This is a genomic window from Sphingobacterium tenebrionis, assembly GCF_037126265.1.
Taxonomy (GTDB): domain Bacteria; phylum Bacteroidota; class Bacteroidia; order Sphingobacteriales; family Sphingobacteriaceae; genus Sphingobacterium; species Sphingobacterium tenebrionis.
On sequence record NZ_JAYLLN010000019.1, the window covers coordinates 1 to 18,161 of the forward strand.

General features: G+C 37.8%; 17 protein-coding genes and 1 tRNA gene. 6 read left to right on the top strand and 12 right to left on the bottom strand.

Annotated features, from left to right (window positions below):
* Nucleotides 1-131: 131 nt before the first annotated feature.
* From VJ786_RS08935 to VJ786_RS08955, 5 genes are all read right to left on the bottom strand, one after another.
* Complete coding sequence (locus tag VJ786_RS08935; RefSeq protein WP_099367891.1) at nt 132-1,124, bottom strand: DUF5007 domain-containing protein; 993 nt, start codon at nt 1,122-1,124, stop codon at nt 132-134.
* 2 nt (nt 1,125-1,126) lie between these two features.
* On the bottom strand, nt 1,127-1,816 hold the full coding sequence (locus tag VJ786_RS08940) for a fasciclin domain-containing protein (RefSeq protein WP_099367890.1): 690 nt from the start codon (nt 1,814-1,816) through the stop codon (nt 1,127-1,129).
* A gap of 4 nt (nt 1,817-1,820) precedes the next feature.
* Nucleotides 1,821-3,287 carry a RagB/SusD family nutrient uptake outer membrane protein gene (locus VJ786_RS08945; protein ID WP_336557633.1) on the bottom strand — a complete coding sequence of 489 codons (1,467 nt, stop codon included), beginning with the start codon at nt 3,285-3,287 and terminating at the stop codon, nt 1,821-1,823.
* A 12-nt stretch (nt 3,288-3,299) separates the two neighbouring features.
* The gene (locus VJ786_RS08950; RefSeq protein WP_099367888.1) at nt 3,300-6,452 is read right to left on the bottom strand and encodes a SusC/RagA family TonB-linked outer membrane protein; all 3,153 of its coding nucleotides are present in this window, start codon (nt 6,450-6,452) and stop codon (nt 3,300-3,302) included.
* Between the two features lie 227 nt (nt 6,453-6,679).
* Nucleotides 6,680-7,594 (bottom strand): NADP-dependent oxidoreductase, encoded by a 915-nt coding sequence (locus VJ786_RS08955; RefSeq protein WP_336557634.1) that lies wholly within the window; start codon nt 7,592-7,594, stop codon nt 6,680-6,682.
* A gap of 180 nt (nt 7,595-7,774) precedes the next feature.
* Between VJ786_RS08955 and VJ786_RS08960 the strand changes: the two genes are divergently transcribed.
* Complete coding sequence (locus VJ786_RS08960; protein WP_336557635.1) at nt 7,775-8,197, top strand: VOC family protein; 423 nt, start codon at nt 7,775-7,777, stop codon at nt 8,195-8,197.
* A 51-nt stretch (nt 8,198-8,248) separates the two neighbouring features.
* Nucleotides 8,249-8,773, top strand: a complete 525-nt coding sequence (locus VJ786_RS08965; protein WP_099367885.1) for a DinB family protein — start codon at nt 8,249-8,251, stop codon at nt 8,771-8,773.
* A 16-nt stretch (nt 8,774-8,789) separates the two neighbouring features.
* Here the strand turns inward: VJ786_RS08965 and VJ786_RS08970 are convergent, their stop codons facing one another.
* Nucleotides 8,790-9,458, bottom strand: a complete 669-nt coding sequence (locus VJ786_RS08970; protein ID WP_099367884.1) for a hypothetical protein — start codon at nt 9,456-9,458, stop codon at nt 8,790-8,792.
* A gap of 295 nt (nt 9,459-9,753) precedes the next feature.
* Nucleotides 9,754-10,506, bottom strand: coding sequence for a class I SAM-dependent methyltransferase (locus VJ786_RS08975; protein ID WP_099367883.1), 753 nt, complete (start codon nt 10,504-10,506; stop codon nt 9,754-9,756).
* 189 nt (nt 10,507-10,695) lie between these two features.
* Between VJ786_RS08975 and VJ786_RS08980 the strand changes: the two genes are divergently transcribed.
* Nucleotides 10,696-11,520, top strand: coding sequence for a hypothetical protein (locus VJ786_RS08980; RefSeq protein WP_099367882.1), 825 nt, complete (start codon nt 10,696-10,698; stop codon nt 11,518-11,520).
* A 31-nt stretch (nt 11,521-11,551) separates the two neighbouring features.
* Here the strand turns inward: VJ786_RS08980 and VJ786_RS08985 are convergent, their stop codons facing one another.
* From VJ786_RS08985 to VJ786_RS08995, 3 genes are all read right to left on the bottom strand, one after another.
* Nucleotides 11,552-12,175, bottom strand: coding sequence for an HD domain-containing protein (locus VJ786_RS08985; RefSeq protein WP_336557636.1), 624 nt, complete (start codon nt 12,173-12,175; stop codon nt 11,552-11,554).
* 47 nt (nt 12,176-12,222) lie between these two features.
* A complete protein-coding gene (locus VJ786_RS08990) occupies nt 12,223-12,666 on the bottom strand; it encodes a DinB family protein (RefSeq protein WP_099367880.1) in 444 nt (147 codons plus the stop codon).
* A gap of 63 nt (nt 12,667-12,729) precedes the next feature.
* Nucleotides 12,730-13,452 (bottom strand): hypothetical protein, encoded by a 723-nt coding sequence (locus tag VJ786_RS08995; protein ID WP_144038189.1) that lies wholly within the window; start codon nt 13,450-13,452, stop codon nt 12,730-12,732.
* Between the two features lie 368 nt (nt 13,453-13,820).
* Here VJ786_RS08995 and VJ786_RS09000 point away from each other — a divergent pair, with 368 nt between their 5' ends.
* Entirely contained in the window at nt 13,821-14,510 is a 690-nt protein-coding gene (locus tag VJ786_RS09000) for a hypothetical protein (RefSeq protein ID WP_336557637.1), read from the top strand.
* A 53-nt stretch (nt 14,511-14,563) separates the two neighbouring features.
* Here VJ786_RS09000 and VJ786_RS09005 read toward each other — a convergent pair.
* Both VJ786_RS09005 and prmC read right to left on the bottom strand, forming a co-directional pair.
* Nucleotides 14,564-14,636, bottom strand: a tRNA-Lys gene (locus tag VJ786_RS09005).
* Between the two features lie 129 nt (nt 14,637-14,765).
* The gene (prmC, locus tag VJ786_RS09010) at nt 14,766-15,668 is read right to left on the bottom strand and encodes a peptide chain release factor N(5)-glutamine methyltransferase (RefSeq protein ID WP_099368120.1); all 903 of its coding nucleotides are present in this window, start codon (nt 15,666-15,668) and stop codon (nt 14,766-14,768) included.
* Between the two features lie 89 nt (nt 15,669-15,757).
* Between prmC and ribD the strand changes: the two genes are divergently transcribed.
* The gene (gene ribD / locus VJ786_RS09015) at nt 15,758-16,807 is read left to right on the top strand and encodes a bifunctional diaminohydroxyphosphoribosylaminopyrimidine deaminase/5-amino-6-(5-phosphoribosylamino)uracil reductase RibD (protein ID WP_336557638.1); all 1,050 of its coding nucleotides are present in this window, start codon (nt 15,758-15,760) and stop codon (nt 16,805-16,807) included.
* Nucleotides 16,808-16,851: 44 nt separating this feature from the next.
* On the top strand, nt 16,852-18,147 hold the full coding sequence (locus VJ786_RS09020) for a DUF2851 family protein (protein WP_099368119.1): 1,296 nt from the start codon (nt 16,852-16,854) through the stop codon (nt 18,145-18,147).
* Nucleotides 18,148-18,161 lie beyond the last annotated feature (14 nt).

Below are 18,161 nucleotides of genomic sequence, written 5' to 3' on the forward strand. Positions count from 1 at the left end.
ATGCTGAAAAGTACAAAACATCGACTTGCAGCCTAATATTGCTCATGAAATTATAATGGAGCTCCAGAAAGCTATAAAACAGAAGAAGGTGCCTTTTTAGACACCTTCTTTCAATTCCATTCCAAAAAAGATTAAGGAACGCGAGTAACTTGTGGAACAATGACTTCGATCAAATAAGTTCCAGGTGCATACGTTCTAAAAGAAAAACGTGCATTACAAGAATAAGTATTGTATGGAAGGCCAAGGCTATCATCATACTTAACATATTGTGCTGGTATACGGTAATAGTAGTTAAAACCATTACCCAAAGAGTTCAATGGGAAAGGTACTACACCGAAAGCAAATTCCATACGATCGTCAAATAATTGAGTCGAGATCGCATAATCCTGCATGGTCTGCAAGAAACCTGGTGTATTACCACTATTTGGTCGTCTTGCAATCTCACCTTTGCTAGGATTGAAAGCATTTCCATTCTTATCCACAATCTTCACGATCACCTTGTCTCCAGTTTCTGAAGTACGGGTAACGCGGATGTGCTCTACTCCACTGGTAATTACCTTAGTTGTTCCTTCTGCACCCACTTTCATCGCTACAGTTGAACGTACTGCTGGTATTTCGAATAAAGGCGCTTCTACTAAGTCAAATGATCCGATGTCTTTATAAAATTTGGTACCAGTAGGATTACTTATTTCCAAATCAAATTTATACTTCCCTAAAGGAAGGTTGACAGTCGTATAATTTGCTTCGATCTGACCAGATACCGGGTTGATCACAATTGGATGGATCATGGTATCAATACGTTTTGCATTGATCTGCTCTAAGGTAGTGTCTTTTTTCGGATCATATAACGCTTTCCACACCTTATGGGCATATGTCTTCTCGAACAAAGGAGTCACATTTTCACCGGTCTCGCGGTTGTATACATTGACCAATTTAATGTTCAATGGTTTTGTAGATCCCTCTGGATTAATTGCAGTGGAAACGTAGGCTCTTCCCTGTTGAATGGTAGAAGGTTGAACCTCATATCTGATAATATTACTCAAGTTTCCATCAGGAATCTTTTTACAAGCTCCAGTTGCTAAAGTACCTAACAAGAGAGCAGCAATTATATATTTATTCTTCATGGCTATCTATAATAAAATAAGGTATGCGAATTGTTTAATACATGTAATGTACCGGTGGTTGTCTGTGCATTGGATGTTTGAACCAACGTACGAACGCCTACAGGGTATGCGATTTCCTTTACATCAAATCCTGGACTTAAGGTCTGGTATAAGTAGGTGTAATAGACCACTCTAGGAATGATAGATGAATTTGGATTATAGCCTAAATTCGGATCTCTCGTCTCCTCATAGGAAACTACCACTTCTTTATTCTTCTGATTCTTATAGATCTTACCTTCCATGGTTAAATTTACATTAGGAAGGCTTTCTTTTACAAAATACACATCCAATGAATCTGCAAATCTCGGCAATTCATATTTCATGATCGAATCCACTGTCCATTTTTTGAAAGGGTCGATCTTTTGGATAGCCAAAGTTCTGGAATTCACATAATTTTTAATGGCAAAATCAGTAGGAGCAAAGAAGGTAACACCTTGCTGGTTGATCTTATCTTTTATGCCTGCTTTATCGACCAACATTAATAAGGTATCGAAAAGCCCATACTTGTTGCTTTTTAAATAATCATAGGTCGACATTCTGATATTTGGATCATGTACATCGCCGCCTATACGGTAATCATCTTTCTTACATCCTTGGGATAGGATAAAAGTTCCAATGATTAAAACAAAATATAATATGTTATTGGTTTTCATAGTGCTATTGTTTAATCCACCAAGGATTTTGAGTTAATAATTCATTCTGAGGTAATAAAGCTCGCATGTTCAATGGCCAGAAATACCCTTGATTGGCAAGACGGTCTGCAGAATAAATGGCTGAGAATTCAGCGATTTTATTGAACATTTCCATACGGATCAAATCGAATTGGGTAGATCCTTCACCGATAAGTTCGCGTCTTCTCTCTTTAAAGATTTCAATCATAAGATCTGATCCAGCAGAAGTCAACTCACTGATGCCAGCGCGCTTACGGATAATGTTTAAATCAGCTAAAGCTACTTGAGGTTTACCGTTCTTTAATGCAGCCTCTGCATGCAAAAGACGTAGATCCGCTAAGCGTAATAATACCAAGTTATTACTGATGGCGTAGTAAGAACCTCCAGGTACTTTTGGTGGATATTCAACAAAATTATCGTATTTACGAAGGAAATAAGTTTGATCATTTGCACCTCTTGTAGCGATGGAATCAAATCGTGCACCACGTTCTGATGTGGTAAATACATCTTCCAACACATCCTGGTCAAAAGTCCATGCTGAGGCAACCGACTTTCCTGGAACTGCAGGGTCTGCTAAAAACGCATTGAAGAATCCTTGCGAATGCTCTTCACCACTGGTATTGTATAACATGCTCAATTCCCAGATAGACTCTTTCGAGTTTCCTGCCCAGATCTTGCGATAATCTGCCGTTGACTCTAGAGAATATCCTGCTGAAAGTACATCATTGGCATATTTTTCTGCATTTACATAATCATGTTTCCAAGCATATACGTGCGCCAATAGGGCTTGTACTGCACCTTTGGAAGCTTTTGCTTTACTACCTGTAGTAGGCAAATTATCAATCCCAAATAACAGGTCATCTATACAGAATGCCATGGTTTCCTCCAATGGACTTCTAGCAATAGGAGGGATGTTCTGAGGATCTTTGTAAGATTCCTTGATCAAAAGGATATCTCCCCAAACACGTTGCATATAGAAATTGGTATAGGCACGGATGAAACGTGCTTCTGCAATCAATTGATTTTTCTCTGTTTCTCCATTTGGGAAATCGTCAGCAGGAAGCGCAGGTGTTTTTTCAATGATCAAATTACATTGATTAACAATTGCATAGAATCTTGTCCAATTCCAAAGGCTTCCTTCTAAATAAGGAGCATATCCAAATTTGAAATTTCCGCCTTTAGAAAGGTCCTTATAATTCCAGTAATCTCCCCCAGTAACAAAGTTACCTCCAGCTAGATCGCCGAAAATAAAAAAGGAACGATCTGCTCTTAAGGCATCCCTAAGCATGGAATAGGCTCCGGCATTGGCCTTCGGAATATTGTTGGCATCCGTCCAGAAAACCTCATCATAGGTGCTGTTCTCTGGTTCCAGATCGATATATTTCTTACAAGCGCTGAAATTCACGATGATGAATGCGCAGCAGATGTATGTTATTAATGATTTAATTTTCATGATGTTTCGGTGTTAAAAGTTAACTTCAAGACCAAGGGTATATTTCCTTGGCAATGGATAGGCACCACCAGAATATTCACCTTGAGGTGTGATTAATTCAGCATCTGGAACGTTTGCAGATTGAATGGTCAATACATTGTCCATCATACCGTAGAATCTAACGCGGTTCATGCCGATACCTAATTTTTTAGTCAGGTTAGCTGGCAACAAATAACCAACCGTAATGGTTTTGATTTTGAAGTAATCGCCTTGTTCGTTCCACATGGTACTGAAAGGTAAGAATTGGTAAAAATAATTACCCGGTTGGATGGATGGGAAATTCGCTTGGAAATTAGGATCTTTTGCTTTCTCCGGTGTCCAATAATCTAATCCTTCCAAATCAGGAAGACGAAGATTGGTGAAATTGTAAACATTTCCTGCAATGTTATTGAACTGATTTGCCTTTAAGGTATTGATGATATCACGTCCAAAGGTAAATGTACCCAAAATCCCTAAAGTGAAGTTTTTATAAGTGAATTCGTTGTATAGACCTCCCGTGAATTTAGGGTTTGGATCACCTGTTGGAACCAAGTCACCATCAGCAGCTCCTTTATCTTCATCACTCCATACATCCCAATCACCATTCACATCTAACCAGTTTGGATAACCCGGTAATACCGGATTGTAGGTTTTGAAGTAAGACAATTTACTACCCGTGATAGGGTTTACAGGAATATCTTCCAAACGGTTATATACTCCTTGGTAAATCATCTGTGCCCATTGGTAGATTGGACTTCCTACACGGAATAATAACTGTTGATTGTACCCGTAAGTCTCCGCATAGAAACTCTTATCATTATATGGAAGAGATCCGATTCTATTTTTATTATAGGTAAGGTTTAAATTTGTATTCCATTGGAAATCCTTACCAGAAGGCATATTTCTAGTTGAGATAGATAGATCAAATCCTTCGTTATAGATCGTCATAGGGACGTTATAGGATAGTCTAGTGTATCCCGTATAAAAAGGATAAGGGAAGGAAAGGATAGGATCCTTTGTAATCTTACGGTATGCATCGAATACGATGTTCAACCTGTTGTCCAACATGTTCAAATCAAAACCAATATTAGATTGTTCTGATTTGTTCCAAGTTAGGTTTGGTAGAGTTAATGGTTTATCAAAAGATGGGGTTGCAATATTTTCGCCATCATAAGTGGTTGTTGATAGATCCCAAACGTTGAAAGGTGCATAGAAATCGGCAGGTAATACCCCAGATCTACCCCAGCTACCTCTAAACTTCAAGAAGTTTACAAACTCCAGGTTTTTCATGAATGCTTCATCAGATGCAACCCAACCTAATGATAGGGAAGGGAAGTAACCCCATTTGGTATCTTTACCAAAACGGGAAGATGCATCAGCTCTCCATGAAGCATTGAAAAGATATTTTGCTTTATAATCGTAAGCGAATTGTCCCATATAGGAAACCAGTCCTGAATTTCTTCTGTTGCTTGAACCGTAAAGATCTTTTTGTGCAACACCTTGTACCACGTGGATATCATCTGTAGGTAGGTTATATCCAGTTAAGTTAAGGTTTTTGAAATCGTCATACTGAAAAGACTGAATACCGGTAAAGGTAATATTGTGGTCTTCAGCCAGTGTTTTGTTATAGTTGATGACATTCGCTAAGTTATAGGTAAATGCATCATTCTTGTTAGAAGCTGCGAAGTTCGTACCACCATTCAGCTCTCTTGGCTGAAATTGATCACGACGATCTAAATTTGCCTGAACCGAAGCTTCGAAGGAATATTGCAGACCTGGGATGATATCAACATAGGTTTTGGAGAACATGTTCAAAACATCTGTTTTGTTATCGTCCAATAACTTGTCATATTGTCCTAGGTAAAAATCATAATCTGCATCGGATAGTCCAACAAATGAAGAAGGCATACCAGCTTGGTTTACCGGAACGATCTCATTAATACCACGACCCAAACCTCTTTTTCTGCTCATTCTAGTGGTAGAGAACATCAGGTCACTACGAAGGAATGATGCTAGGTTAAAACCAAAATTACCTCTTAATGAATAACGTTTGAAACCCGTATTTCTAACAATACCATCCTCATTATAATAACCTAAGGATAGACGGTAATTTACGATATCAGTACCTCCAGATATACTTCCATCTACGTTGTCGATGTTACCGGAAGTATAAAAAAGATCTTGCCAATCCGTTGCATTGTTATAGCTTGTGTTCAAACTATCGGTCAAAGCTTGTGTAAATCCGCCTCCGTAATTACTTGGTGTGGAGTATTGGCTTAGGATATTCATCTTTTCCCAACGCTCTGTAGAACCTAATAAGGTTTTTTGCAATTCAGGTCTTTCTGTGATCCCTTTGTAATACGATAAACGGATTTGAGGTTTTCCTGATCTACCTGATTTGGTTTTGATAATGATGACGCCGTTTGCACCTCTAGAACCCCAAACCGCTGTTGCAGAAGCATCCTTTTGAACAACGATGCTCTCGATGTCATTGATGTTGATGCCTGCGATGTAGTTCGTTCCTGTAGCAGAAGATGTAGCCAAGTCATTTACGGACAAAGGCATACCATCGATAATGTACAATGGGGAACTCATGGTGTTCGCCAAATCCACTTCTGAATTCAGGTCAGGGGAGATGGTGGTGTTACCACGTACGGTGAAGGTGTTTCTGGCACCTGGCTCACCGGTGAAGTTCTGGATGTTCACACCGGAAACACGTCCCTGTAATAAACTTTCAAAACTTGGTGCCGCTAGGTTCTCGATCTGTTCTCCAGAGATTACCTGAACCGCACTGGTGGTCTTTTTCATGGACTGTCTTTGGTAACCAACGATGATTACTTCTTCCAAGTTCCCTTCATCCGCTTGGATGACCACATTTACTGGCCCCGTACCTTGGTAAGCTCTTTCCAGTCTCGTATATCCAATACCTGTAAAGACCAATGTTCCGGTAGAACTTTTGACGTTAAGGGTAAAGGATCCGTCCGCTGAAGTAGAGGTCGCGGCGCTTCCGGTCTTTTCTCTGACAGTGATACTCTCAACTGGTTGTCCGTCTTTGTTTTTGACGGTACCCGTTAAGGTGATGTCCTGTGCATAGAGAAAGGAAGCAAAGAATAGCATAAATGCTAGAGTTAATAGATTCCTGTTCATAATTAGCTGTTATTTTATCTGCAATTTTGCAATAAAAGCAGCGAATTAACAAACCCTTAACACTTACTAAATACCCCGATAATACAATATTTGGGTCTATTTTTAAATCGCAAACGTTTGCGCAGGTAAGACGCAAACGTTTGTGTAATTTTTTAAAAAAGTGTCGCCCTTTTTTTTACTTTGTTACAAAAGAACTCGTTTAATAACTATATATTTTAAGAATTGCCTTAGAATTGTAACAAAAGTTTACCTTTTGTGTGTCCTTCCAATATTTTTGAAAAAGCATCTTTTGCTTTATCAAATGGGAACACACTATCGATTTCCCATTGGAATTTCCCTGAAGCCAACCCATCCACTACAAATTGTAGGTTCTTAGGGTTTCTTTTTACCCAGATTGGAATCACTCTTTTCGAGGAAACTGGTTTCCCGGCAATCGTAGCAATTACCCCATCTGGTTTTACCGTAGCAAGGGAAGCTTGTGTTGCCTCTTCCGTACCGATCATATCCACTGCTGCATCGATAGCTTCCGGATGTGCTGCCTTAATCCTTTCGATCAAGCCATCACCATATTCCACTGCAATCGCACCTAAACTCTCCATGTATTCCAACTTTCTTTTGGAAGCCGTACCGATAACCGTTATTCCACGTTCCTTCGCCAATTGAACCGTAATGGAACCCACACCTCCTGAAGCACCATGGATCAACAAGGATTTGATATCTCCAATTTCATCCAATATGGTCATGGCGGTTTGGGAAACTCCTGCAACAGACCCTGCCACTTCCCAAGAGATGTTCTCAGGCTTACGGATAAGGTTTCCAATAGGTACATCAATCACGCTTGCGTGGGTGAAACCATCTCCTGAACCTAGTACAGCATCCCCGATCTTAAATCCTTGACTGTTTTCACCAATCGCCAAAATCTCTCCGGAAAATTCGGTTCCGAATGTTTGCGGCAAACCTGAATGTTTGAATTCTCCGGTCATCCGGCGGGCATCGATCGGATTGATACCCGCAGTTTTGGTTTTGATGCGGGCATAGCCATTTCTCAATTCTCCAAGATCAAAATCCTGAAAAGTTAATACATCAGCAGGACCGTATGCATTGGCCACTAAAAGGGTTGAAATTGTATTGTTGTTTTCCATGTCAATTTTATTTTTATAAGACAAAGATAAACAGAGAAAAGGGTTGGTTTACTATGACTTACTTAAAGGTAATCAGTGAATTCCAGGTAACTCCATTTCTTGCCATAGGAAAAGTTTTCTTTACTAATTGCTGCCTAAATTTGATTATACCATTAAGGGTAGAACTAATAAACACAGTAAATGGAAATCAACACAGCATATATCAACTTTGCCATCAAGGATGTTGAAAGAACAAAGAAATTTTGGCAGGCATTAGGGTTTAGTTTCAACGAGGAAATGACAGATGAAAGGGCTGTTACGGTGGTACTCAAAGAAAGCCAGCTTTATGCCATGTTCATATTCGAGGATTTTTTTAAAACACTGACCGAGAAACCTCTTCCAATGCCAGGAACCAGTCAGGTTGTAGTTGCATTGAGCTGTAATTCCCGCGAAGAGATTGATGAGGTTATTCGGTTAGCCCTGGAAAATGGCGCTTCCCAGCATGAAGAACCGCAGGATTATGGTTGGATGTACCAAAATTCCTTTTGGGATATCAATGGATTTGGTTGGAACCTGACCTATGTGGATTTCTCCAAGATGCCAGACAATACCGTAGTGGAATAATCCGCTGCCAATGGTAATTAATGAAATGCTAACAACATAAAATTTTAAGCTATGAAAACTCCAAAATCACACAAACTAGATATTATCATTCCCGCGTACAGGATGCATTCCCAAAATTTTCTCAATGTACTCGACGGTATCTCTGAAGAAGCTGCTTTACAGCGTATTGATAATAAAACCAATCATGTCGTATGGATGGCTGGAAATTATGTGAATACACGCTATGGTATGGGGCAAGTTCTGGGTTTGGATATGAAGGATCCTTTTGATGATCTTTTTTTCCAAGCGAAGGCCTTAGATCACACAATCACTTACCCAACCTTGGAGGAATTGATCGTTAATTTTAAAGAGGTATCGCCATTGGTTTATCAGCGCTTATTGGAAGTGACCGATCAGGAACTGGAACGGGATTTCCCTATAGGAATGGGTATCCCTTTTGTAAAAGAGGATGTACTGAACTTTGTGGGCATGTGTATTGGCCGTGCAGATTATCTTTGTGGGCAGATGGGCCTCATGCGAAAGCTTTTGGGCTTGCCAGGAATGAAGTATGACCTGATCCCGAATTTGGATTATTAAACTATAAATCCAGCGATTATTCCTCCGGGATGAAATTTTTTGGTGTTGTAAAGCTTATCATCCCTTCATCATCTTTTGGTAAATTAATAACGTGTTTATTGAAAATATTCTGGGAACTTAATGCTAAAGATAGATTTATATCCACTTTAACCTGACCCAAAGATTGGATTAGTTTTAATCCCTTGGAAATGTGTAGGCATTGAAATAGAAGTTCCAGGAAAGAGCAATTTCGGGGAGTTTTTAATTGCTCTTTGGCCATGCTTTCTGGCATTTGAATTTCTATTTGTTGGTCCTTATTCAAATTTATTGTTGGCTTGAAGCCTATATTATCCTCCAAGTGGGATGATGGATTGTATGGAAAACCAACTAATCTACTCATATCCACATTCGAGAAATTCGATAACTCATTTGGGGATTGATCAGAGCTCAAGCTAAATCTTGTTAATTTTTTTATTAAACGAGTATGGCAGGCAGCATCTTGAAATTCCTGTTTTGAAATTAGTCTTTTTCGTATAATAGCGGAAAGCTTACTCTTTAAACCTAAAATCTTAGCGGCTTTGATGGTTCCAGGTGCTGGTTTTCTACCCTTGGGTTTTGATTGAACAATTTGTAAACCATTCCATTCTCGGAAAACCAAATTGCCAACTAGACCGGAGATATTTCCATTTTTATTTATTGTTCCCATGCCATTTAAAATTTATTTTTCTTGCTATCATTTACAGGATGAAATTAATGGGAATTATAGCCAATTAAAAGGCTTTTATAATTAATTGTTTATGAGTTTTGTATTAAATAAGCATAAACAAAACCTATTTGGTTCAAGGTGGAAGTTGGATGGAGGTGGCATGTAGGTGGGTTCTAAGTGCCTTTTAGCACTTACATATCACTTACACCTCACTTGCAATGCGCTTGCATTAAGAAGACAATATATGTCTTGTCCTTTTATAGCTATACAGATTATTGGAAATAAAATAGATTCGTCACTCCTTAATGGCAATAAACCTTAGCCTCACATAATCAGCGTACCAGTTATCATCCCTAAGATTGGTAGGTCTTATTTTTTCCTGAACCTCGTCTAATATATTTTCAGCGGTTTCTGGATCTAAATTTTCTAAATAGGAAGTAGCAAACATCTTCAGCCAGTTTTTCACTCCGTCTTTATCGGCTAATAAAGTTTCTCGCTCAAATAGAACAGCATACACAACCTGGAACCCATTTTTCTCCAGTAAAGTTGCATATTCTGAAATAGAAGGGAAATACCAGATCTCTTTTTCAGCAATTTCTTGGTTTCCTGTTTCAGCCAATATATTTTTTAAGGCGAGTCTGATTTTCTCCACATTTCCTTTTCCGCCAAATTCGGCGACAAATCGGCCTCCTTTTTTCAAACTTTTATAAACGCTCTTTATTACAGCTTCTTTTTCCAGCATCCAGTGTAAGGCCGCATTAGAAAATACAGCATCGAGGGTTTCTTTGTAATCAATGTTTCGGGCATCCTCCACAGTGAACTTGATGGAGGGGTATTTTTCTTTCGCTTTCCTGATCATTTCTTCGGAAAAATCTGTTCCCATTACAGTGGCCCCTTCAAGTTGTATTCGGTTGGTGAGATCACCGGTTCCACAACCTAAATCGAGGATAAGTTCGTTTTTGAGCGGAGCTAGGAGTTTTATAACGTCTTCGCCATATTGGGAAACAAATCCATGTTTCTGATCGTATAAATTTGGGTTCCATTTCATAGAGTGAAAAAAATTCATTAATTCTAAATATATAAAATTATTATGGATTTATTTTGAAGGAAAAATCATGCTTCTATTATATCGGGAAAATAAATCTGAAATTTGATTAAACTTAAATCTTTATTGAAAGTCATTAATTATGTTAAGATTTTATTTTAAGTTTTAAATTAATTAATCAAATCCAATTTTATGAAATTAGCCCTTCGTGTATGCTTCTTTTTTGCATTCGTATTTTCGTTTACAGCACAAGTCAAAGCTGAACCTATTCTTCCAAACAGTTCAAAAATTTCTTTAACCGATTCCACCATTTCCGATAATTCAGAATTATTCTATCGAGTAGGGGAAAATCATCTTTTAGAGGTGGTTTATAAAGCCATATTCGGAGAGGAGATTGCAAATACCATCCTTTGGTTGAATGTATTCAGTGAGAACTCCTTAATGAATTTCAGTGATAGTGATTTTCTATTGTTAGAAAGCAATAAATCCGGAGGTTTTGAAATCTATGATGATTACAACAATTATATTTCTGTAGCGCCTGATCTCGATAATAATTATTCATTGGAAACCAATAGCGATAATTGGGTGAAATCCCGCAGTAATCGATTTAATAAATGGTATTTCAGCACCGGTAAGGGGAGAGAGTATACCATGACCATGAAATTTAGTTTTGCCGGAAAAAGGACGGTCAAAGACGAGAAGGGTTATGAAATTACGGTAAATGGAAAATTAAATGGAAGTTATGAATTAAGTGATAATGAAGGTAGAAAAATGGAGATTAAATTTGATCGTTCCGGTGTATTCAGAATGATTGAAGGGGGTAAGGAGATAAAAACATTGGTCGTTCAAAGTCAACAAAGTTTTCGGTTGAATGATGCAGGCGGAGAGAGTGTTTCTATCCGAGCACGAGGACGTTTTAACGATTTAATTTTGACTTTTCCCGATGGTCAGGAGGTTTTTGTGAAGAATAGATATAGGAAGCCATTAACAGTGGTAAAAGAGGAAGAGAAGAAATAAGAATTTATTAAATCTGATTTTCAATTAATTATCAAAATAGAGCCAATTCTCTTGCTAGATTGGCTCTTGCTTGTTCCTCGTATTTTTTCTGAAACCAAGCAGTTTTAAACACCTGTTCTTCAGCTAATAAATGCTTTAAAAATTTACTACGTCCGGAATTATAAATTGTGTCAGAAAACATGGCATATTCTTTCCGTATATTTTTAATATACTGTAGGTATATTTCCCATGGTTTCCCTAAAATGCTAAGATCCGCATCAATTAGGTAATTAAAATCAGATTCTTGGTGTAATTCGTGTTTTTTGGTTGATAAAATCAAATCTGCAATTTGATCAATTTGTTTATTATTTAGGTTTGTATTTACCAATCGCTCTCGTGCAAAATTGGCACTATCTACCTCATTACAGCTAGAGTGGGGGAGATAAATTACATCATGATAGTATACTGCAAAAAACAATAAATCAATATTTATCAGCATTTCCTTTACAGATTCCAATTCCATCAGCATTGCTGTAATGTGATCCAGATTATGGTAGTATCTTCCTTTGGCCTGATATTGTTCCTTTAGTTCAATCCAATTCTCCTTTCCCAGGTTAGTATCCGTTCCGTATTTTGAATACAATCCGATAAAATGTAATTCTAAATTATTGATCATATTGGAGAGATTAAATGTCCTTTTATAGTACGATCTTTAAATTATTATTAACGTTTGTAGTGAATGTAATCGGTTAGAAGAGGGGTTAAACCATTTACCTTTAAATCGCTGGCTATTTGTGCTCTGTGGTAAGTTGTATGGTTGATGATGTGAAATAATATATCTCGCACACTGCGCTCAAACTGTTGACCTTGACTATTTGCGTAAAGAATTATTTGGTCTAACTCATAACCTTCGAGAATATCTTCGCTCGACCAGAAATTTGTTAACTCGATTTCAAGCAGGTGTTCCCTTGGTTGATTCTGCCAAACTGCATATAAGTTTTTTTTTCCAGCTATTCTACAATTCCAGATGTGATGTGCATTTAATATATGGCTCATTAAAGACATCGTTCTATCAGAGATATGTGAAGGGTTTTGATTTATAATATCAATTAATTGTCGGTTGTAATATGTGCCATATTCTAGGAGTTCTTTAAAGAAATCTTTCATATTTGATGCATTATACGAGATAAGGAGAAGGTCTAGATTATCCGAAAATCCTAGGATGAAAATTTAATTTTTAGATTTTCCCATTTTTTTAATTGCAATTTTTCTCAATTTAGGATCCTCTTCATTATTAGCGATATTCCCTAACTCCATTTGGTCTGTTATTTTTTCAATTGCAATTTTTCTCAATTTACGATTTTCTTCATTGCTAGCGATATTCCCTAACTCCATTTGGTCTGTTATTTTTTCAATTGCAATTTTTCTTAACTTAGGATCCTCTTCATTACTGGCAATATTCCCTAACTCCATTTGGTCTTTTATTTTTTTAATTGCAATTTTTCTCAATTTAGGATTTTCCTCATTACTAGCGATATTCCCTAACTCCATTTGGTCTGTTATTTTTTCAATTGCAATTTTTCTCAATTTAGGATCCTCTTCATTACTGGCGATATTCCCTAACTCTATTTGATCGGTTATTTTTTCAATTGCAATTTTTCTCAATTTAGGATCCTCTTCATTACTGGCGATAATACCTAACTCTATTTGATCGGTTATTTTTTCAATTGCAATTTTCCTCAATTTAGGATCCTCTTCATTACTGGCAATAATGCCTAACTCTATTTGATCGGTTATTTTTTCAATTGCAATTTTCCTCAATTTAGGATCCTTTTCATTACTGGCGATAATCCCTAATTCTATTTGGTCTGTTATAATTGAATTTTGTGCTTTTGTCGTTAAAAACAAGAACAGAAAAGAAGTTGAAAATATTAAATAAAGGATTTTTTTCATGTCTAAAGGATTATAATTGATAAAAATATACATGAGCATTATAATACTCAATAATTGGTTTAATGAAACTAATATACATATATTTTCGCTCAAAAATAGAAAGACCCCGCCATTTTATATTGACGGGGTTCTTGATTAAAAGACATTTATAATTACCGTTCTAAAATCGTTTAGAAAAGAATATGCTTCTGCTGTAGGACCATTCATTCGTTTAATACCTTAGCATATAGCAATTCCACATCCGCATAATGGTAAACGATATCGATTGTTTAAGTCTTCTATTGTAAAATTATTTTCGATTATTATCCAAGATTGGTAGCAAAATCAATATTGCTTACGTTAGTATTTTTAACTAACCATTATTTGTTATGAAAATTTTCACCTATTCTTTCCTTGTATTGTTGATTTTCCAACTCTTTTCCTGTTCTAAAAGTGATGAATTAAAGTCATCCTCCTATTGGGGTAAGCGCGCGCAGGAAAAAAAAAGAGAGATCAATTTGTTGAGCGAATCTGTTCCATGTCAGGATATTTCTACTTTTAAAGTAGTTTATAAACACAATTATTTTTTAATCCATCCCTCTATTCAGGCACAGTTCGATCGTTTATTGGCGGAGTATGATAACTATTTTAATAAAATATTGGAAGCTGCTGCAAGGGAAGGAATTATATTTGACTTTTTATACCCGATTCCTCCAATCAAAGTAGTTTGTCGAGATGGTAAAGCTACTATGCTTTTTGTCCAAGATCTGACTATCCAAGAGGTGAATGAGGAGTTGCCTAAATTTAAAAAGAATATCATGGATTTCTATAAAGATGTAAACTGCACAGACCCATCTGAATGGGGTTCTATGATTTTGATTGTGAATTGTAATTATGAAGGTTTTGCTATTCATAAAACAATAAGGAATAAAGAATTTCAAGAATTACTTCTAAATTATTATCAACTAAACAATAGAAAGAACCAACTTGAGAATATTAAATGCGATGGAATGTCGAGTAATAAGCAAGCTACTATATCTTGTAAAGAAGGTAAGCCAATGGTGACTATTAGCAATTAAATAGGAAAGACGATAAACAAAAAAAAGCAACCCTTTTGGAGTTGCTTTTTTTGTGATCCCGCTGGGACTCGAACCCAGGACCCATACATTAAAAGTGTATTGCTCTACCAGCTGAGCTACGGAATCGGAATTCTTTATTTCAAGAACTACTTCGTTGTTTGAAGTGATGCAAAGGTAGAAAAAAGGTTGATATGTGCCAAATCTTTTATGCTAATTTTTGTGTTCAACCAAATAACTTACTGTTTTTCAGTTTGATTATTTTTTCGCTTTAATCATACGTGGAACCCCATTCAGGTCATTTATTATTCGAACTTCCGAAAATCCTTTTTTAAAAATCATATCCTGCGTTTCCTTCGCTAAATACTGGTTGATTTCAAAATATAAAACCCCATCCGCTTTTAGATGCTTCTTGGCAAATGAGGATATATGATCATAAAATAGGAGAGGTGCATCATCCTCCACAAACAAGGCCGAATGTGGTTCAAACTGTAATACATTGTCATGCATTTCCTTTTTTTCATCCTGCGTAATATAGGGTGGATTACTTACAATGATATCAAATTCCTCATCCTGGAAAACAACCTCCCATTCCAGGATATCCAGGCATCTGAAATTGATGTCGACCCCATTCTTTACCGCATTTTCTTTTGCCACTGCGATCGCTTCAGGAGAAAGTTCGACGGCCATGGTCTGCGCATGAGAAAGGTTTTTCTGCAAAGCGATCGCAATACAACCCGATCCTGTGCCGATATCAATGATTTGAAGATTGACCGACTCGTCAGCTGGAATCTTCTTTATACCTGATTGTAAATCTTTAGCAATGAATTGGAAATCCTTAACTATCAGATCCACTAATTCCTCTGTCTCCGGTCTTGGAATCAAGGTATCTTCTGTAACCAAGAACTCCATCCCATAAAAGGGAGCTTTTCCCAAAATATGTTGAACAGGTTTTGCTGATTTCAACTGGGAAAGAACCTGCTGTAAAGAATGAAGCTGTTGTGCATCTAGCACCATATCCTTCTCCAGCAAAAACTTAGCTTTCGAAATTCCCAATCGATCCAATAAAACAATTTGGAAGATGGATTTGATTTCATCTTGCTCATATAGACTGCTCAGCTCTTGCAGGAACTGTTGTTGGATGCTTCCTAAGGTTTCCATGCTGCAAACCTACAAAAAATGCTTCATTGTTAATTTTATTGGATTTAATTGATAGTTTTGCTGTGTTAGCAAAATTGAAAAGGGGAAACATGAACAGGGAAGTATTATTCATGCAGCGATGTCTTGATCTGGCGGTAATGGGAGCCGGTAAAACCAGTCCCAACCCGATGGTCGGTGCTGTGATTGTACATGATGGGAAAATCATTGGCGAGGGATATACTTCACCCTATGGTGGCCCACATGCCGAAGTCAATGCGATCCAAGATGCCATGCTTAAGTTTCCTGAATCAGCAGAGAAGCTATTTCAAGAAAGTACCATCTATGTTTCTTTAGAACCCTGTGCGCATTTTGGTAAAACACCTCCATGTGCCGATCTCATCGTCTCCAAAAAGTTCAAAAAAGCTGTTATTGCCTGTCAGGATCCATTTGCAAAAGTAAATGGTTTGGGGATCCAAAAGCTGAAGGAGGCAGGGATCGAAGTAGTGATAGGTGTTTTAGAAAAAGAAGCGAAATGGGTGAACCGACGCTTTTTTACCCGACTAAAAGATTTTAGACCTTATATCATCCTAAAATGGGCAGAGACCAACGATGGTTATTTTGCACCAGCGGATGGTTCCCAAAAGTGGATCAGCAATGCGGCCAGTAAACAATTGGTGCATCAATGGCGAACCCAAGAAGATGCGATATTAGTTGGAAAAGGAACTGCGCTCGCCGACAATCCCTCCCTTACTGCCAGAGAATGGTCCGGTAGAAATCCAAAACGCGTTTTGATCGATAAGCGTTTGGAAATCAGCAGAGCGGCTAATCTTTATTCCACGGAAGCCGATACCATCGTTTTCAATGCCGAACAAACCGATTGGCAAGGAAACATCAAATTGATTGCATTCGAAAATTTCGACCTATATCTTCCCCAGCAGGTCTTATATCAATTATATCTGATGGATATACAATCCTTGATTGTAGAGGGTGGCAAGAAAACCTTAGAACAATTTATCCAGGCTGGCTTATGGGATGAAGCGCGCATTTTTAAATCTTCCGAAAACTGGGGAGCAGGCATGGAAGCGCCGAAGATCAACGGCAGTATAAAAGAAAAATTAAAGGTAGGATCTGATACCTTGGAAATCCTTATAAAACCTTAATAATCAACTAATAATTTCTTATTACCTTATTTTTAGTTTTAGGGATGCGAATCCCCGAAGAGCTATTGCATTTTATCTGGCGTTTCCGGCTATTCAAGCCATTAATGATGAAAACCACTTGTGGAAAGCAGGTTCAGGTTATTAAACCAGGTCAATTCAACGAACACGCAGGTCCTGATTTCCTTTTTGCCGAATTAAAGATTGCTGGTCAGCAATGGTTTGGACATATTGAACTTCATGTGGATGCGAAAGATTGGATGGTGCATCGTCATCATCAGGACGAAGCCTATAATGCTGTTATTCTGCATGTCATCTGGGAAGGGGAGATGGCCTGTTATCTTTCGGATGGAACTTGGATCCCCAACCTCAACCTTCAGCAGTTAGTGGATGAAGAAGTCTTGGAAAAAGCCTTGGATCTGCTTCATAATGGGCATTGGTTGTCTTGTGCCTATCGAATGAAAAAGATCCCCATGCATATCAAGCTCCAAACTGTTCAGCGGGCTGCGGTTGAACGTTTGGAAGGGAGGTATCAACAGATCATGCTTCAAAATAAACGTTTTAAAGGCGATTGGGAAAGGATAACCTTGAGCATGCTGGCTGGATCGTTTGGATTTAAGGTAAATAAACAAGCTTTTCTGGATTGGGCGGAACTGATCAACCTGAAATTGCTCGCCAAGTTCGCCGATAAGCCAAAAAGCATCCAAGCGATGTTCTTTGGTCAGGCGGGTTTTTTAACAGCCTATAAAGGGAAGGAAAGCTATCCGACACAATTGCAGAAAGAATATGAGTATATAAAACAGGGATTCGGTTTAGCGGAAATGTCAGTTTATCAGTGGAAATTCCTCCGGATGAGACCGGCAAATTTCCCTACTATCAGATTAGCGCAGTTGGCGGGCCTCTACCACATTCGAACCAACTGGTTTTCAAAAATAGTTTCCAGCCATTATGTGGAAGACATCAAACAGGAACTCAGAAACACAACGATAAATAAATATTGGCGAACACATTATCACTTTGAAAAAACTACGGAGGACCATAGCAATGAATTTTCAGAAACTTTTACGGATCTTTTGGTCATCAATTGTTTTGCGCCCTTGTTATTTGCCTATGGAAAACATATTCGAAAGACAGGTCATATGGATCTGGCCATGGAATGGTTGGAAAGTATAGGAGCAGAAGAAAATGTTGTGACGCGGAAATACAGAAAGTCCGGTTTGCCTTCCTTCAGTGCCATGGAAAGTCAAGGTCTACTTCATCTCCAAACCCATTACTGTGATCTAAAAAAATGCCTTAATTGCCCAATAGGGGCATATATTCTCCAGCAGCCTATCGACGTTTAAGCTTTTATTCTCCA

What these genes read in the sequence shown, in the direction of transcription:
- VJ786_RS08985 (WP_336557636.1), bottom strand. Translation starts at nt 12,175, where the DNA reads ATGATCAATAATTTAGAATTACATTTTATCGGATTGTATTCAAAATAC.
- VJ786_RS08990 (WP_099367880.1), bottom strand. Translation starts at nt 12,666, where the DNA reads ATGAAAGATTTCTTTAAAGAACTCCTAGAATATGGCACATATTACAAC.
- VJ786_RS08970 (WP_099367884.1), bottom strand. Translation starts at nt 9,458, where the DNA reads ATGGGAACAATAAATAAAAATGGAAATATCTCCGGTCTAGTTGGCAAT.
- VJ786_RS08945 (WP_336557633.1), bottom strand. Translation starts at nt 3,287, where the DNA reads ATGAAAATTAAATCATTAATAACATACATCTGCTGCGCATTCATCATC.
- VJ786_RS09020 (WP_099368119.1), top strand. Translation starts at nt 16,852, where the DNA reads ATGCGAATCCCCGAAGAGCTATTGCATTTTATCTGGCGTTTCCGGCTA.
- VJ786_RS08960 (WP_336557635.1), top strand. Translation starts at nt 7,775, where the DNA reads ATGGAAATCAACACAGCATATATCAACTTTGCCATCAAGGATGTTGAA.
- VJ786_RS08975 (WP_099367883.1), bottom strand. Translation starts at nt 10,506, where the DNA reads ATGAAATGGAACCCAAATTTATACGATCAGAAACATGGATTTGTTTCC.
- VJ786_RS09000 (WP_336557637.1), top strand. Translation starts at nt 13,821, where the DNA reads ATGAAAATTTTCACCTATTCTTTCCTTGTATTGTTGATTTTCCAACTC.
- ribD (WP_336557638.1), top strand. Translation starts at nt 15,758, where the DNA reads ATGAACAGGGAAGTATTATTCATGCAGCGATGTCTTGATCTGGCGGTA.
- VJ786_RS08950 (WP_099367888.1), bottom strand. Translation starts at nt 6,452, where the DNA reads ATGAACAGGAATCTATTAACTCTAGCATTTATGCTATTCTTTGCTTCC.
- VJ786_RS08955 (WP_336557634.1), bottom strand. Translation starts at nt 7,594, where the DNA reads ATGGAAAACAACAATACAATTTCAACCCTTTTAGTGGCCAATGCATAC.
- VJ786_RS08965 (WP_099367885.1), top strand. Translation starts at nt 8,249, where the DNA reads ATGAAAACTCCAAAATCACACAAACTAGATATTATCATTCCCGCGTAC.
- VJ786_RS08980 (WP_099367882.1), top strand. Translation starts at nt 10,696, where the DNA reads ATGAAATTAGCCCTTCGTGTATGCTTCTTTTTTGCATTCGTATTTTCG.
- VJ786_RS08995 (WP_144038189.1), bottom strand. Translation starts at nt 13,452, where the DNA reads ATGAAAAAAATCCTTTATTTAATATTTTCAACTTCTTTTCTGTTCTTG.
- prmC (WP_099368120.1), bottom strand. Translation starts at nt 15,668, where the DNA reads ATGGAAACCTTAGGAAGCATCCAACAACAGTTCCTGCAAGAGCTGAGC.
- VJ786_RS08935 (WP_099367891.1), bottom strand. Translation starts at nt 1,124, where the DNA reads ATGAAGAATAAATATATAATTGCTGCTCTCTTGTTAGGTACTTTAGCA.
- VJ786_RS08940 (WP_099367890.1), bottom strand. Translation starts at nt 1,816, where the DNA reads ATGAAAACCAATAACATATTATATTTTGTTTTAATCATTGGAACTTTT.